The 15,046-nt window shown below is 76.7% G+C and carries 12 protein-coding genes; 5 read left to right on the top strand and 7 right to left on the bottom strand.

Annotation, left to right across the window (positions count from 1 at the left end; translation table 11 throughout):
• Positions 1–182 precede the first annotated feature (182 nt).
• Positions 183–1,277 (top strand): hypothetical protein, encoded by a 1,095-nt coding sequence (locus R4Z62_RS03770; RefSeq protein WP_491519115.1) that lies wholly within the window; start codon positions 183–185, stop codon positions 1,275–1,277.
• Positions 1,278–1,294: 17 nt separating this feature from the next.
• A complete protein-coding gene (locus tag R4Z62_RS03765) occupies positions 1,295–5,620 on the top strand; it encodes a cation-translocating P-type ATPase (RefSeq protein ID WP_491519114.1) in 4,326 nt (1,441 codons plus the stop codon).
• A gap of 81 nt (positions 5,621–5,701) precedes the next feature.
• Here R4Z62_RS03765 and R4Z62_RS03760 read toward each other — a convergent pair whose 3' ends face one another.
• Positions 5,702–6,781 carry an NADH:flavin oxidoreductase/NADH oxidase gene (locus tag R4Z62_RS03760; protein WP_491519113.1) on the bottom strand — a complete coding sequence of 360 codons (1,080 nt, stop codon included), beginning with the start codon at positions 6,779–6,781 and terminating at the stop codon, positions 5,702–5,704.
• Positions 6,782–6,871: 90 nt separating this feature from the next.
• Here R4Z62_RS03760 and R4Z62_RS03755 point away from each other — a divergent pair, with 90 nt between their 5' ends.
• A complete protein-coding gene (locus R4Z62_RS03755) occupies positions 6,872–7,267 on the top strand; it encodes an ArsR/SmtB family transcription factor (RefSeq protein ID WP_491519112.1) in 396 nt (131 codons plus the stop codon).
• A gap of 60 nt (positions 7,268–7,327) precedes the next feature.
• On the opposite strand, the gene R4Z62_RS03750 is transcribed toward R4Z62_RS03755, so the two are convergent.
• Together R4Z62_RS03750 and R4Z62_RS03745 are read right to left on the bottom strand one after the other, a co-directional pair.
• Positions 7,328–8,065, bottom strand: coding sequence for a TetR/AcrR family transcriptional regulator (locus R4Z62_RS03750; protein WP_491519111.1), 738 nt, complete (start codon positions 8,063–8,065; stop codon positions 7,328–7,330).
• Positions 8,066–8,208: 143 nt separating this feature from the next.
• Positions 8,209–8,946 carry an NAD(P)-dependent oxidoreductase gene (locus R4Z62_RS03745; protein ID WP_491519110.1) on the bottom strand — a complete coding sequence of 246 codons (738 nt, stop codon included), beginning with the start codon at positions 8,944–8,946 and terminating at the stop codon, positions 8,209–8,211.
• Between the two features lie 130 nt (positions 8,947–9,076).
• On the opposite strand from R4Z62_RS03745, the gene R4Z62_RS03740 reads away from it, so the two are divergent.
• Positions 9,077–9,724, top strand: a complete 648-nt coding sequence (locus R4Z62_RS03740) for a TetR/AcrR family transcriptional regulator (RefSeq protein WP_491519109.1) — start codon at positions 9,077–9,079, stop codon at positions 9,722–9,724.
• Between the two features lie 18 nt (positions 9,725–9,742).
• On the opposite strand, the gene R4Z62_RS03735 is transcribed toward R4Z62_RS03740, so the two are convergent.
• The 4 genes from R4Z62_RS03735 to R4Z62_RS03720 form a co-directional block, all read right to left on the bottom strand.
• A complete protein-coding gene (locus R4Z62_RS03735) occupies positions 9,743–10,480 on the bottom strand; it encodes an HAD family hydrolase (protein ID WP_064531387.1) in 738 nt (245 codons plus the stop codon).
• Between the two features lie 15 nt (positions 10,481–10,495).
• Positions 10,496–11,203, bottom strand: a complete 708-nt coding sequence (locus R4Z62_RS03730) for a phosphatase PAP2 family protein (protein ID WP_491519108.1) — start codon at positions 11,201–11,203, stop codon at positions 10,496–10,498.
• 135 nt (positions 11,204–11,338) lie between these two features.
• Entirely contained in the window at positions 11,339–12,274 is a 936-nt protein-coding gene (locus R4Z62_RS03725; RefSeq protein ID WP_491519107.1) for a M56 family metallopeptidase, read from the bottom strand.
• A gap of 99 nt (positions 12,275–12,373) precedes the next feature.
• Positions 12,374–12,979, bottom strand: coding sequence for a DUF5134 domain-containing protein (locus R4Z62_RS03720; RefSeq protein ID WP_491519106.1), 606 nt, complete (start codon positions 12,977–12,979; stop codon positions 12,374–12,376).
• 305 nt (positions 12,980–13,284) lie between these two features.
• Here R4Z62_RS03720 and R4Z62_RS03715 point away from each other — a divergent pair, with 305 nt between their 5' ends.
• Positions 13,285–14,907 carry an FUSC family protein gene (locus R4Z62_RS03715; protein ID WP_491521835.1) on the top strand — a complete coding sequence of 541 codons (1,623 nt, stop codon included), beginning with the start codon at positions 13,285–13,287 and terminating at the stop codon, positions 14,905–14,907.
• Positions 14,908–15,046: the final 139 nt, after the last annotated feature.

The following is a 15,046-nucleotide window of genomic DNA, read 5'->3' as shown; positions in this document are numbered from 1 at the left end:
CTTCGCCGCCGGCTTCTCCGCCGCCCGTCCTCCTGAAGGTCCTGCGGCTTCCTGAGGACCCCTGTGGCCCGGTCCCGGTGGCGCCTGCGCGGGCCCTGGAGTTCCCTGAGTAGGGCGGGTGGCCGGCACGGTCGTGGGCACCCGGCGGGCACGGACGGGATCTCACGCAGGCGAGGAGAGTCATGGCTGAGCAGAAGTCGTCGGTCCTCATGCTGCCCGTGCACGGCGCCACCTCGCTGCTGGGCAAGGTGCCCGGCGCCGGGACCCTGGGCAGGGCCGCGCAGGGCACGCTGCGCAGGATCGGCGCCGTGTCGCCGAAGGGACGGCGGTTCGCGGTCTACACGGGAGCCGGAGTGCTCGGCGTCGCCGGTGTGGTGGAGTGGCCGGTGGCGGTCACCGGCGCCGCGGTCGCCTGGCTCACCCGGCCCCGGCCGGAGCACACCGGACAGCCCGGCACCGCCGGGGACCACGCGTCCGGCGCGCGGCGTGCCGCAGCGGGCTCCGCCGGCACGCGGGCCGCCCGCGCCACGGCCCGCCGCACACCGCGCAGGCACCCCGACGACCGGCCGCCGTCGTCCTCGGGGGAGCCGGAGGCCGCCGGGGTCCGGGGCCCGAGCAGGTCCTCGCTGGCGAAGAGCACGACCGCCAAGGCATCGGCCACGGCCGCGTCCGCCGTCAACGTGGGCTCCGGCCGCGCGGCGGCGGTCAGGACGACTGCTGCCAGGACGGCCGCGAAGAAGGCGGCTACCGAAGCGCCCGAGACCAAGGCCGGGAAGTCCGCGAGAGGGACGTCCGCCACCAGGACGGTGAAGGCCGGGACGACCACGGCCAGGACGCCGGCCGCCGAAGCGCCCGCGGCGAAGACCGCCGCGCCCGAGCCCCCGAAGGCCGCGGCCGCCACGGGCCGCACCGCCTCCGGCCGGGCGGGCGCCGCCCGTCCCGCCGCGAGCAAGTCCTCGGCGGGCAACACGGCCACCCGCAGGGCGACCACCGCCGCCCGCAAGGCGACGGCCTCCGGGACCACGACGGCGGAGTCCCCGGCCGCCCGGTCCGCGAAGGCCGCCAAGACGCCGAAGGCCGCCAAGACGGCGAAGGCGGTCAAGGCGGCGAAGGCGGTCAAGGCGGCGAAGGCGGTCAAGGCCGTGAAAGCCGCCAAGAGCGCCAAAGCCACGAAGGCCACCCCCGCCGAAGCCGCCGCGGGCAAGCAGGCCAAGGGGAAGGCCGCCTCCGCCGGCCGGCTCGGTCCGACGGCGCGGCCCGGCCGCACCACCCTCTGACGGCGCGAAGGCACACGATGCTCGCTCTGCTCACGGCTCCCTCGGCCGCCGTACGGCTGCTGCCGAAGGCGCCCGCCCTGCTGGCCCAGGCGTCCGCGCGGGCGGCCGCCCCGGCGATCGGGGCGGCCGCCGGAGCACTGGCGGGAACCGCGCGCGCGGGCGTGCGCGGCGCGGATTCGGCGGCACGGGTCGTGCGCGTCGCCCGCAACGCGTTGCCCGGCGCACGCGGCCACTGGCGCTCCGGCGCACGCGCCCATCTGGCGCTGCGCGCCGCCGACCCCGACCAGGTGCGGCGGGCCGGCGGCAGGGAGCATCTGGCGCGCCGGGTGGCCGCCGCCCTGGCCGAGCGACCCGACGTGCTCTTCGCGTACTGGGACCAGGGCCTGGCGCGGCTGGTCGTCACCATGACGGAGGACGAGGCGGCCGAACAGGTCGTGGACCGGGCGGCCGATCTCGCCGCCCGGCACGGACTGGTCCTCCAGGGCGGCGACCCCGAGGAACCGGCGCACCCGGCCGACCCCGCCGGCGTACGGGCCGCCGCCGCGACACTGGCCGCCGACGCGCTCGGCGTCGCGGCGGGCGTCACCGCCTCCGTACTGCGGCTGCCGCCCTCGCCCCGCCTGGCGACCGCCGCGGTGACGCTGCTGCGGGAGAACCCCTGGGCACGTGCCTGGCTGCGGGCCCGGCTGGGCCCCGCCCGCACGGACTTCCTGCTGGCCTGCGCGAACGCCGCCGTCCACGGGGCCGGACAGACGCCCACCGCGCTGCTGCTCGACGGCGCGCTGCGCGCCTGCCAGCTCATCGAGACCGTGGCACGCGCCGCCGCCTTCGACACGGTGCACGACGAACTGTGCTCGCCCGGCCGGGCCGGCGCCGCCCTCGCCCCCGCGTCCCGCCCGCCGCTGCGGGAGTCGCCCGCCCAGGAGTACGCCCGGCACGCCTCGGCGGGCAGCCTGGTGGGCGCGGCCGTGACCCTGCTGGTCAAGCACGACGGCGCCGAGGCCGCCGAGGCGGCCCTCGCCGGTTCCCCCAAGGCCGCGCGCTACGGCCCCGCCGCGTTCCACGCCGTGCTCGGCACGGCGCTGGCCAGGACCGGTGTCCTGGTCCGCGACCCGGAGCGGCTGCGGACGCTGGAGATGGCGGGCACCGTCGTCCTGCACCCGAGCGCGCTGCGCACCGCGCGGGGCGACGCCGACGCCTGGGCCGAACCCGTGCTGGACGCCGCCCGCCGCGCCGGACTCCGGGTGATCGTCATGGACGATCCGGCCCTGGAGGACGTCACCCCGCTCGCGGACCAGGTGGTGGACGCCCGGCGGCCCCTGGACGACGTGGTGTACGGGCTGCGCGCCGAGGAGGACGCGGGCGTGGTGATCACGGTCGCCCGTGCCGCGTCCGCCGACGACCAGGACGTCCTGGCCGGTCTCGGCGGCAGCGATGTCGCCGTGGCCCTCACCGACCAGGGCGGTGCCGTCGTCTGGGGCGCCGACGTGCTGGCCCTGCACGGGCTGTGCGACGTCTGGCGGCTGCTGAGCGCGGTCCCCGTCGCACGCACGGTGGGCCACCGGGCGCAGACCCTGGCCCGCTCCGGCGCCGCGCTGTCCGGTCTCCTCGTCGCCGTCGGCGAGTCGCGCCGCCGCAGGGGGCGGCTGTCCGTGCTGCCCGGTCTGCGGCACGCGCCGGTCGACCTGAGCGCCGCCGCCGCCCTGTTCTCCGGGACGCGGGCCGCCCTCGGCGTGGCGCTCGCCCGCGCCCCGCGTCCCCGCGCGCGCGTGCACTGGCACGAGCTGGGTTCGGACGAGGCCAGGGAGCGGCTGGAGCACGAGGACCGGGCCGAACCGGGCCCGCTGGCACGGGCGGCCGGCGGGGTGCGCGGCGCGGCGGGCGGCGCCGTACGGCATCCCGCGCTCGCCCCGGCCCGCTGGACGTTCGAACTGGGCCGGGCCGTACGCGGCGAGCTGCGCGACCCGCTCACCCCCGTCCTCGCGGTCGGCTCGGCGGCCTCCGCCATCCTCGGCTCCGTGATGGACGCGCTGCTGGTGGTCGGCGCCCTCGACCTGAACGCCCTGGTCGGCGGCGTCCAGCGGCTGCGCGCCGAACGGGCCCTGTCGGGGCTGCTCGCCGACCAGAAGCGCAAGGCACGGCTCGCGCCGCCGCCCGACGAGGCACCGGCCGGCGGCACCCGCACCGTCGAGGCGGGCAAGCTGCGGCCGGGCGACGTCATCGAACTCATGGCGGACGACGTGGTGCCGGCCGACGCCCGGCTGCTGTGGGAAGAGGGCCTGGAGGTCGACGAGTCCGCGCTGACCGGCGAGTCGCTGCCGGTGCAGAAGCAGCTCGCGCCGACTCCGCACGCCGTCGTCTCCGACCGGCTCTGCATGGTCTTCGAGGGCACGACGGTGGTGGCGGGCCAGGCCCGCGCGGTGGTGGTGGACACCGGTGAGCGCACCGAGGCCGCCCGCGCCGTGCACCTCGCCGCCCGCACCCCGCCCGCGGCCGGTGTGCAGGCCCGGCTCCAGGAGCTCACCCGCGAGGCGCTGCCGCTGACGCTGACCGGCGGAGCCGCGGTGACCGGCCTCGCGCTGCTGCGCGGCACCCCGGTGCGGGAAGCGGTCAGCGGCGGTGTGGCCGTCGCCGTGGCCGCCGTCCCCGAGGGGCTGCCCCTGGTGGCCACCGTCGCGCAGCTCGCCGCGGCCCGCCGGCTCAGCCGGTACGGCGTGCTGGTGCGCACCCCGCGCACCCTTGAGGCGCTCGGCCGGATGGACACCCTCTGCTTCGACAAGACGGGCACGCTCACCGAGAACCGCCTGCGGCTGGTGCGCGTCGGCGACGCGGACGGCGGGATCCACCCGGTGGGCGACGCGGCCTGCGCCGCCACGGTGCGCGCGGCGGCCCGTGCCTGCCCGCGCGGCAACGGCGGCTCGGGACGGCCGGTGCACGCCACCGACGAGGCGGTCCTCGACGCGGCCGGACCCGACCCGGACTGGAACCAGCTCGAAGGGCTCGACTTCGAGGCCGGGCGCGGCTACGCGGCGGCCGTCGGCCGGACCGGGGACGGCCCGCGTACGCTCGTCGTCAAGGGCGCCCCGGAGACGGTCCTGCCCGCCTGCGCGGGGCTGCCCGCGCACGCCTTCGGCGCGGCGCAGACGCTGGCCGGCGACGGGCTGCGGGTGCTCGCGGTCGCCCGGCGGCGCCTCGCCGAGGACGAGCAGGAGACGGACGTACTGGAACGGCCGCCGGGCGACCTGGAGTTCGCCGGTCTGCTCGCGCTGTCGGACGTGCCGCGCGAGACCTCCACCGCCCTGGTGAGCGGCCTGTACGAAGAGGGCGTACGCCCGGTCATGCTCACCGGGGACCACCCGCAGACCGCCCGCGCCATCGCCACCGAGCTGGGCTGGCCGCAGGACACGGTCGTGGTCACCGGCGACGAACTGGCCGCCGCCGACCGCTCCGCCCGCGCCAAGATGCTGCGCGACGCGGGCGTGGTGGCCCGGGTGGCGCCGGAACAGAAGCTCCAGGTGGTGGAGGCGCTGCGGGACGCCGGCCGGGTCGTGGGCATGGTGGGCGACGGCGCCAACGACGCGGCGGCGATCCGGGCCGCCGACATCGGGGTGGGCATCAACGCCCGGGGCTCGGCCGCCGCGCGCAACGCCGCCGACATCGTCCTCACCGCCGACGACCTCACCGTCCTGATCCACGCGATCGGCGAGGGCCGGGCCCTGTGGCACAGCGTCGCCGACGCCATCGCCATCCTGATCGGCGGCAACGCGGGCGAGGTCGGCTTCGGCATCCTCGGCACGCTGGTGTCCGGCCGTGCGCCCCTGTCCACCCGGCAGATGCTCATGGTGAACCTGTTCACCGACCTGTTCCCGGCGATGGCGGTGGCGGTGACCCCGAAGGGCGACGCCGGGGCGGCGCGGGCCGCCTCGCCCGAGGACGCGGCCGGCGGGGTGCTCGGGGCACCGCTCGTCCGGCAGATCCGCCACCGGGCGCTGACGACCTGCCTCGGCGCGCTCACCGCCTGGCTGATCGGGCGGTTCACCCCGGGCACGGCCCGCCGTTCCGGCACCATGGCCCTGTGCGGCGTGGTCGGCACCCAGCTCGCCCAGACCCTGCTGGACCGCCGGGACAGTCCGCTGGTGCGGCTCACGTCCGTCGGCTCGGCCGCCGCCCTCGTCGCCGTGGTGCAGACGCCGGGCGTCAGCCATCTCTTCGGCTGCACCCCGCTGGGCCCGGCCGCCTGGGCCGGGGTCGCCGCCGCCATCGCCCTGGCCCTCGCGGGCCAGCGGGCGCTGCCCCGCCTGGAGGACACGGTGCGCCGCCTGCTGCCGGCCGGGGCCGCCTGACCGCGCGCCTTGGCGTGCCTGGCCCGCGGACGGCGAACGGGCCACCGGGACAGTTCCCGGCGGCCCGCTCGGCACCGTCGCTCAGACGGAGCGGTGGTACTGGTCCGGCACATGCACCGGGGCGGCCAGCTCGCGGGCCGCCTGCCGGGCCCAGGACGGGCTGCGCAGCAGCTCGCGGCCGAGGAGCACCGCGTCCGCCTCGCCGTTGGCGACGATCTTCTCCGCCTGCTCCACCTCGGTGATCAGACCGACCGCGGCCACCGGCATCGGCGTCTCGGCCTTCACCCGGGCCGCGAACGGCACCTGGTAGCCGGGGCCGACCGGGATGCGGGCGGCGGAGGCGTTGCCGCCGGTGGAGACGTCCAGCAGATCGATGCCGTGGGCGTGCAGCTCGGCGGCGAGGCGGACCGTCTCGTCGGCCGTCCAGCCGTCCTCCTCCAGCCAGTCGGTCGCGGAGACGCGGAAGAACAGCGGCTTGTCGTCCGGCCACACCGCACGCACCGCGTCGACGACCTCCAGCGCGAAGCGCACCCGGTTCTCGTACGAGCCGCCGTAGGCGTCGGTGCGGTGGTTGGAGTGCGGCGAAAGGAACTCGTGGATCAGATAGCCGTGGGCGCCGTGCAGTTCGGCGATCTCGAAGCCGGCGGTCAGCGCCCGGCGCGCGGCCGCGGCGAACTGGCCGACGATCTCCCGGATCTGCTCGACGCTCAGCTCGTCCGGGACGGGATGCCCCTCGGCGAAGGGCACCGGGCTGGGCGCGACCGGCTGCCAGCCGTGCGCCTCGGGCCCGAGCGGCGCCCCGCCCTTCCACGGCCGCTCGGTCGACGCCTTGCGCCCGCTGTGCGCGAGCTGGATCGCCGGTACGGTGCCCTGGTCGCGCAGGAAGCCTGTGATCCGACGGAACGCCTCGACCTGGGCGTCGTTCCAGATGCCGAGGTCGTAGGGGGAGATCCGGCCCTCGGGCGAGACGGCGGTGGCCTCCACGACGATCAGACCCGTGCCGCCGGCCGCGCGCGCCGCGTAGTGGGCGAAGTGCCAGTCGTTCGGCACGCCGGTCGCCGGGCCCTCGGGCGCGGCCGAGTACTGGCACATCGGAGGCATCCAGACCCGGTTGGGGATCGTCACTTCGCGCAGGGTGAAGGGCTCGAAGAGCGCGCTCACGGCGGACTCCATTCGTCACGGGACAGGGGGCAGGCTTGTACGGTAACGCTCGTAGTACGGCAACTGTCAAACTACGACGTGCATCGTAGGATGGGCAGCCCGTACGAAGTGGAGCCGCACGTGATCGCCACCGCCCCCGTTCCCGCCGCCGGCAGCCGCGACCTTCCGCATCCCGAGCGGGCGGAGATCCGTCTGGAGGGTGTGCTGCACGCGCTGTCCGAGCCCCTGCGGCTGCAAGTCGTGCGGAAACTCGCCGCCGAGGGCGGCGAACTGTCCTGTTCGCACTTCGACCTGCCCGTCACCAAGTCGACCACCACACACCACTTCCGGGTGCTGCGCGAGGCGGGCGTGATCCGGCAGATCTACCGCGGCACGGCCAAGATGAACGGCCTGCGCCGCGACGACCTCGACCGCCTGTTCCCCGGCCTGCTCGACACCTTGCTCGACGCCGCCGCCCGCCAGGACGCCCGCCTCACCTCGGCCTGACCGCTCCGCACGCGGGGCGGAGCGGCTCCGGGCGCCCGGAGCCGGGGCGTCCGCGCGTCGTCACTCCGGGCGGTCCGGGAAGGGCTCCGGCCGGTCCGGAGACGGCTCCGGACCGGCCGGGGACGGCCCCGGCCGCTCCGCCGGGGGCCGGCCGGTGGCGAAGAAGCGGGAGACGTCCGTGCCGCAGGGCCCGCCGGTCGCACCGGAGTCCGGGGACAGACCGAGGTCCCGGTCGAGCCGGTACCGCTCGAACAGCTCCGCGCGCAGCAGCGGCACGGGCATGGGGGCGCCGGGCACCAGTGCCGCGTAGACCGCGCCCATCAGCAGTGCGCGCAGCATCGGGTAGTCGGTGTCGGCGTTCGCCGAGCCGTGCCGGAGCACGGTGTCCCGCAGCAGGTGCGACAGGCGCTGCTGCTCGGGGCACTGCACGAAGCCCTCGGCCTGGAGGATCCCCGCCATGTGGTGGCGCATGAGGACGGGCCGGTCGCGGGCCAGGCCCAGGATCGCGTCGATGGCCCGCGCCATCCGCTCCGCGCCGTCCTCGGTGCGCGGCTCGCGCTCCAGCGCCTCCTCCAGCGTGCGGTGCATCAGGCGGTGCACCGCGGACTGGACCAGCTGCCGCTTGCCGGGGAAGTAGTACGAGACCAGACCGCGTGCGGAGCCGGCGCGGTCGGCGATGTCCCCGAGCGTCGTCGCGTCGTAGCCACGCTCGCCCACCAGTTCGACGGCCGCCTGGAGAAGCCGTTCCCGGGAACGCCGTCGCAACTCTTCATTGACCGAGGCGCTGCGCGGGGACATCCTGTAACTCCTGCGTTGACTGGCTGCCAGCCAACTATACTCAACGCCAGCGCGCCGCCCCCTTCACGGGGTGCGGTCGGGCTGCCGCCCGTCTCGGGCGACGCGGGGGATCGTCCGAGACGGGCACACCTTCGCCCCATTGGTTACCTGGGGCTACTTTCCAGGGCCCGCTCCTCCGGCCGGTCGGCACCGGCGTTCTTCCGGATCTCACGCCAGATCATGCGGGGCACGTTCGGCCGCACCCGCGTGGTCGCCACCCCCATGGCGCGGCGCGAGTACCGGTCGTCGGACACCTGGGCGAGCATGCTCGCGGCCAGGTCGGAGCGGGCCGTGAAGACACCATCCGCGCTGTCCTCGGCGAGCAGGTACGGCGTCGGCCCGGGATGGTCGAAGAGACCCGAAGGGCGCACGATCGTCCAGTCCGTGCGGCTCGCGCGCACCACCTCCTCCATCCGCCGCATGTCCTCGTGCGCGGCGCGGGCGATCACCCGGTTGACGTACGGATCGAGGACGTTGTTGAAGAAGAACGCCCCGCTCGGCCGCCAGCCGGGATCCAGGACGCTGGAACTGACGACCAGCAGCCGCCCGGCCCCGTGCCGTTCCATGGCGGCGGTCATGTGCCGGGCCGCCGTCGAGTAGAGGGTGACGGGGCCCTTTCCGGGCGGGACGCCCAGCGCGGAGAGGACCGCGTCCTGACCGGCGACCACCTCGGCGACCGCCTCCGCGTCCCGGGCGTCCGCCGCGGTCACGGTCAGCCCCTCGCGGGCGGCGACGGCCTGCGGCCTGCGGGTCACCGCGGTGACCTCGTGCCCGGCGGCGAGGGCCTGGGTGAGCAGTTCGCGGCCGGTGGGGCCGCCGGCTCCGAAGACGGCGATACGCATGGGGCTCTCCTCGGTGGGTGGTGGTGACGGGTGCCGGGTCCCGCTGGGCGGGGTCCGTCCGGGCGACCCCCGCTCGAAGGCGCCCGGACGCCTTGACAGTGCCGTCCGGGCGGGCCGATATTCAACGCTGATGAATAAAACCCGCGGCCGCCCACGCGGCCGGCCCGCCACCAGGACCCGGATCGCCGAGGAGGCACGCGCCCTGTTCCTCGCCCGCGGCTACCAGGGCACGACGCTGCGCGCCGTCGCCGCCGCGGCGGACGTCGACGTCGCGCTCATCGGCTACCACTTCGGTTCGAAGCAGGGTCTGTTCGGCGAGGCGATGAATATCGACTGCGGCCGCTCGACCGCCGTCGCCCGCGCCCTGGAGGGCGATCCGGCGCACCTGGCGGAACGGCTCGTCGACGCCGTGACGGCGCTCTGGGAGGAACCGGAGGAGGGCGGCGCCGCCGGATTCGCGGCCCTGGAACCGGTGGCGATGCGCGACGAGGACGTCATGCGGGTGTTCCGGGAGTTCCTGGAGCGCGAGGTGCTCGGCCGGATCGCCGCGCACCTCGGCGGCCGGTACGCCACCGAGCGGGCCACGGCGGCGGTGGCGGTGCTCGGCGGCCTGATCTTCACCCGCTATCTGAACCCGCTGGGCCCCGTCGCCGCCCTGGACGCCGCCGCCGTACGGCGCGTCCTCGCCCCGCCCCTGCGGGCGGCCCTGTACGGCGGCCCGGCCCCGGTCGCCGTCCCCGAGCGCCCGCGGCCCGCACGCCTGCCGCGCACGGCCTGAGCCGGCCGCCCGGCGCGCTCAGCCCGTCCGGTCGTGCGCCGGGGCGGCCGGGTCGGCCGGGGCGCGGTGGGGCACCAGGCCGAGCACCGGGAGCAGCGCGTCCGGGCGCTCCGCGACGGGCAGGTGGTCCACGAAGTGCACCGCGCAGCCCAGCGCCGCGGCGCCGCCGTCGGCCTCACGGCTGTCGCCCACCATCAGCACGTCCTGCGGCCGCGCGCCGAGCGCGGCGCAGGCCGTGGCGAACAGCCGCGGATCCGGCTTCTGGACGCCGTGCTCGTACGACAGGACGTACGTGCCGACGTAGGCGTCCAGGCCGTGCGCGCGGAACACCGGGCGCAGGTCCCAGCCGATGTTGCTCACCACGCCCACCGCGATGCCGCGCTCGCGCAGGGTGCGCAGCACCTCGCGCGCGTCCGGGTACGGAGCCCAGGCGGCCGGTGTCATGTGCCGCTCGTACAGGGCGTCGTGCAGCGCGGGGTCGGGCAGGGCCACCAGGCGGGACATGGCGGTGTAGGCGGCCCGGTGCCGGTCGGCGCTGCGGTCCCTCACGCCCCACAGCCCGGCCAGTTCCGCCGGGACCCGGACGGGCGGCGCGCCGCCCGGCAGCGCGCCCGCCTCCTCCAGGCCACGGGCGGCCTCGGCCAACTCCCGCTCGCCGAGGGTCTGACGGGCCTCCGCCAGCACCGCGCGCAGCCAGGATTCGGTGGACTCGGCGCGGAAGAGGGTCCCGGAGAAGTCGAACAGTACAGCGGTCATGAGGGTGATCTTCGCTCAATTCCCGCGCGCGGGCCACCCGTTGGGGACGGCACAGGCCGCCGCGACCACGGCGGCGCCGAGCAGCCAGCCGCCGAGGACGTCCGAGGGCCAGTGGACGCCCAGCCAGACGCGCGTCAGGCCGACACCCGCCACCGAGAGCACGGCCAGGGCCAGGGCGGCGCTCCACGGCCCGCGCCCGGTGCCGTACTGGTGAAGCAGCCGGAGGAACAGCCCGCAGACCACGGTCGCGGTCATCGCGTGGCCCGACGGGAAGGACGCGTACGCTGCGGAGTCCACCGGATCGGGCCAGACCGGCCGGTCCCGGCCCAGGGCCGCCTTGAGGCCCTGTTGCAGCAGGGCGCCCAGCGCGCAGGTGCACACCAGCCACGCCGCCGTCCGCCAGGCGGCGGCCCGCCGTACGAGCCACACCGCGACCACCGCGCACAGCAGGCGCAGGGTCAGCGGGTCCCACACCCAGTCGGTGAGGACGCGGCAGGCGCGGGTGATCCCCGGCTCGGCGACCGCCCGGCGGTGCGCGGCACGGGCCACGGCGCCGTCGAACGTGGTCAGGGGCCGCCACCGCAGGGCGACCAGCGCCGCGGGCACCGCGGCGCACAGGCCCAGCACGGCCGCGAGGCGCGCGGCTGCCGCCCGCCGGACCGGGGGGCAGCGCGACGGGCGCGAGGACCGGGAGGGAGGGGAGGGAACGGGGGCGGGGCGCATGACGCGATACTGGCCGCCCGGCGGCCGGTGAAACACCGGGCCGCCCGATGCCCCGCCCGCCCGATGCTCCGCATATCCGGGCGCGGCACGCCCGGTCGGGGCCGGTCGCGGGCTGTGGCCCCGGTCGCGCGGGACTCAGCCCAGCGCCCGCAGCCCCGGTACCAGGGTGACCAGGACCGGCACCACCGGCACCAGCGCCGCCACCGCCGTCAGGCGCAGCCGGTGGGCGGCGGTGAGCCGGTCCGGGGGAGTGAGCAGCCGGTGCACCCGCTGCCGCACCTGGCCCCGCGGGGCGGGGCACGGGCCGAAGACGCCCCGGTGCTCGTTGAGTTCGACCAGGGCCAGAGCGGTGGTCAGCCGGCCGAAGCGGCGCGAGGCCATGTCGTCGGCGGCGAGTTCCACCAGGCGGTGCATCTCGTCCCGGAACGCGGCGAACACCGGCACCTGCGGAAAGCCGTCCGCCAGCGCCGCCGAGCAGTGCAGCAGCCAGTCGTGACGGGCCCGCGCATGACCCTGCTCATGGGCGAGTACGGCGTCCAGCTGTCGCCCTTTCAGACGGCGCAGGGCGGCGGTCGTGACGACCAGGCGGGGTGACGCGCCGGGCAGCCACCAGGCCTCCGGCCGCTCACCCTCCAGGACGACCAGCCGGCCCGTTCCGCTCTGCTCGCCGGGCAGCAGCGGTGCGCGGACGAGGAGTTCGGCCCGCCGGTGACGGCGCCGTGTCCGGGACCGTACGACCTCGCGGACCAGCATCGCGGCGCTCCACACCCCACCGCAGGCGAGGGCCACCGCGGTCGTCGGCGCCCAGGCACCGGCCGCGCCCAGCGCGTACGCCTCCACCACCGCGCTCGGCGCCGTGGCGAAGACGTGCCCGCGCACCTCCTGCCATGCCGCGGCGGCGCTGAGCGTCATCGACAGCGCGCAGCACAGCAGGACGGCGGCCACCACGCACTGCCAGACCCACAGCGCGACCACCGGTTCCCGGTCCGGCCAGTCGGCTCGGGCGAGGAGCCGGGGCGCGGCGACGGCGAACAGCGCGCCGATCAGCAACAGGACCGCGGGGACCATCATGCGAGCACCCTATTGAGCGGACGGGCGCTCAGGGGGCGGCTCGCGCGGCAAAGTGACACAGGCCACGGAGCGGGACGGCCGGTGCTCCGCGCCCCGGTCTCACATCGTCAGCAGCATCGCCACCATCGCCATCCCCATCGACAGGCGGCAGACGCGCGCCAGTTCGGGCCGGTCGCCCCACCCCAGGCCACCGGGCGCCCCGGAGCCGTGGCCGGTGCCCGCGCCGGTGCCCGTGCGTATGCCCGTGCCCTGGGGGCCCGCCACGGCCGGGACCAGGCGGGCGCCGCTGAGCAGGACGTATCCGGCGAAGTACAGCAGCAGGGCGCCGGTGAGGAGGGGGACGCCGGAGCCGCCGTGGGCGTGGTGGTGCCCCTGGGGGGCGGCGGCCATGGCCAGCGACATGTAGACCATCGCGGACGTCCCCACCAGGTGGTGCAGATGGTGCTGCGGACCGGTCCGCGCCGCCCACAGGGCGCGCAGCGCCGCGACGCCGAAGACCGCCGCGTAGACCGGCCAGGCCCAGGCGGGCGGGGTGAACACCGCGGCGGGCACGGCCATGGCGGCCATGCCGAAGCCCATCAGCGCCTCACCGCCCGCCGAGCGGCGCTGCTCCTGGTCGGGGCTGCGCATGCGCAGCAGACAGTAGGCGCCGGTCGCCGCGCACAGCGCGACCAGCAGCCAGCCGGGCGAAGCCGGTGCGTGCACCCGCCCACCTCCCGCTCGAAGGTCCGGACCGCGGTTCGGCGGCCTTCCGCTCGGTCAAGCGATGCCCGGGGCACACGGTGCGCACACGAGCGCAAGGAGGTACTGGGGGAGCGTGCCCGGGAGCGCGCACGCCGGGCGCCCGGTCCTCCCGCCATATGCTTTACAGGTAAAACACCTGTTAAGGTTGTCTCATGAGCAGTGCGAACCCTTCCCCCGAGCCGAACCGCACCCCCACGCCCGCCCCCACCACCTCAGCCCCGGATCCGGCTCCGGCCCGGAGCGCCCGGCGGCTCCCGCTCACCGGCGTGCTGCGGCTCGGCCGTCCGTCCGACATCTGGTTCAAGCCCGCACTCAGCTCGGTCGTCTCCGTCGCGCCGCCGAACCTCACGCTGCTCGCCCTCGGCCGGCTCGACCTGGCCATGTACACCATGGCCGGATCGCTGTGCGCCCTGTACGCCCACAACCGCCCCTACGCCGCCCGCGCCCGGGTCCTGGCCTGGGTGGTGCTCGGCATGGTCGGCGGCCTCGCCCTCTCCCTGGTCACCGCCTCGCTCACCCGCGACCCCGTCGTCCTGGTCGCGGTCGGCGCGCTCATGGCCGCCGCGCAGAAGGCCCTGTGCGACGCGACCCGGGTGGGCCCGCCCGGCAACGTGGTCCTGACCTTCATCAGCTCCGCGTCCCTGTTCGCCCCGCAGACGCTCGGCCAGGTCCCCGCCCACCTCGCGCTGGCCCTGGCCGCCGCTGCCTGGGCCTGGCTGGTCTGCATGGCGCCCGGCCTGCTGCGCCCGCACGGCCCGGAGCGCCGGGCCACCGCGCAGGCGCTGAACGCCGCCGCCGCGTACGCCGCCACCCGCGGCACCGGGGACGGCCACGCCCGCCTGCGCGCCGCGGCGGCCGCCGCCGTGCAGGCCGCCTGGCAGGCGCTGCCGGTCGCCGGGGCGCGGGCCGCCTCCCGGCGCGATCTCGCCCGGCTCGTCATCCGGGCCGAGGTCGCCCTCGCCGCGCCCGCCGACGCCGACCCGGAGCGGCTGCGGACCTGGGCGCGCGAGCTGTGCGGCAGCGGTCCGGTCCCGCGGGCCGGTGAGACGGCGGCGGCCACCGACGAACTCCTCGGCGTCCACGCCGAGGCCGGCGCCCCCCACCGCTCCTGGTGGAGCCGGCTCGGCCCGCTGGCACCCATCGCCGTGCGGACCGCGCTCGGCTGCGCGCTCGCCGGATACGCCTCCCTGGCCCTGGGCATCGGCCGCCCCTACTGGGCGCTGGTCACCGCCGCCTCCCTCTACCAGGCCAACGTCACGCTCACCTGGAGCCGCGGTGTGCAGCGGGTCGTCGGCAACCTCGTCGGCGTCCTCGTCTTCGCCGCGCTCGTCCCGCTCGCGCACACGGGCGGCCTGGCCCTCGTCCTGGTCTGCGTGGCCCTCAACTTCGGCGCCGAGGCGCTGATGGGCCGCAACTACTGGCTCGGCAGCATCTGCGTGACCCCCATGGCGCTGCTCGTCACCGAGTTCGCCGGACAGCGTCCGGCGGGGGAGCTGATGACCGAGCGGGCCGTGGACACCGTCGTCGGCGCCCTGGTCGGCTTCGTGGCCGCCGTCGCCGTCACCAACCGCCGGGCGGGGGACCGGATCGGAGACGCGCTGACCGCCGTGGACCGGGCCCGCGAGCGGGCCGCGCGCCTGCTCGCCGAACCGCGGCCCGACCGGACGGCCCTGGAGTCCGCCCGCCGGTCCCTGGCCGCCGCGCTGGTCGAACTGCGCGCCACCGCCGACGCCGCCGCCGGGGAGTGGTGGCAGCGCGCGCTGCCCCAGGAGCGGGTCGTGCTCACCGAGCAGTCCGCACACCGTACGCTCGCCGCGACGGTACGACGCCTGGGGCTGCATGCCCCGGTGACGAGCACGGGCAGGACGACGGAGGACGCACGGCCATGACGGCGAGCAACGGACGACCGGTACCCACGGCGGCGGGGACCGGGGACACGCCCCACGGCCGGGAGTACCCGGACTCCACCGGACGGACGGGCTCCATCGGGCGGGCAGATCCACCGGCGCCGGAGCTGTACCCGGCGCC

This window comes from Streptomyces sp. PL-25, assembly GCF_058344915.1.
This window is presented reverse-complemented; position numbering and strand designations above follow the sequence as displayed.

Bases quoted from the DNA above. Each gene is read 5' to 3' on its own strand.
- R4Z62_RS03770 (WP_491519115.1), top strand. From the start codon at position 183: ATGGCTGAGCAGAAGTCGTCGGTCCTCATGCTGCCCGTGCACGGCGCC.
- R4Z62_RS03765 (WP_491519114.1), top strand. From the start codon at position 1,295: ATGCTCGCTCTGCTCACGGCTCCCTCGGCCGCCGTACGGCTGCTGCCG.
- R4Z62_RS03755 (WP_491519112.1), top strand. From the start codon at position 6,872: ATGGGCAGCCCGTACGAAGTGGAGCCGCACGTGATCGCCACCGCCCCC.
- R4Z62_RS03750 (WP_491519111.1), bottom strand. From the start codon at position 8,065: ATGTCCCCGCGCAGCGCCTCGGTCAATGAAGAGTTGCGACGGCGTTCC.
- R4Z62_RS03745 (WP_491519110.1), bottom strand. From the start codon at position 8,946: ATGCGTATCGCCGTCTTCGGAGCCGGCGGCCCCACCGGCCGCGAACTG.
- R4Z62_RS03740 (WP_491519109.1), top strand. From the start codon at position 9,077: ATGAATAAAACCCGCGGCCGCCCACGCGGCCGGCCCGCCACCAGGACC.
- R4Z62_RS03735 (WP_064531387.1), bottom strand. From the start codon at position 10,480: ATGACCGCTGTACTGTTCGACTTCTCCGGGACCCTCTTCCGCGCCGAG.
- R4Z62_RS03730 (WP_491519108.1), bottom strand. From the start codon at position 11,203: ATGCGCCCCGCCCCCGTTCCCTCCCCTCCCTCCCGGTCCTCGCGCCCG.
- R4Z62_RS03725 (WP_491519107.1), bottom strand. From the start codon at position 12,274: ATGATGGTCCCCGCGGTCCTGTTGCTGATCGGCGCGCTGTTCGCCGTC.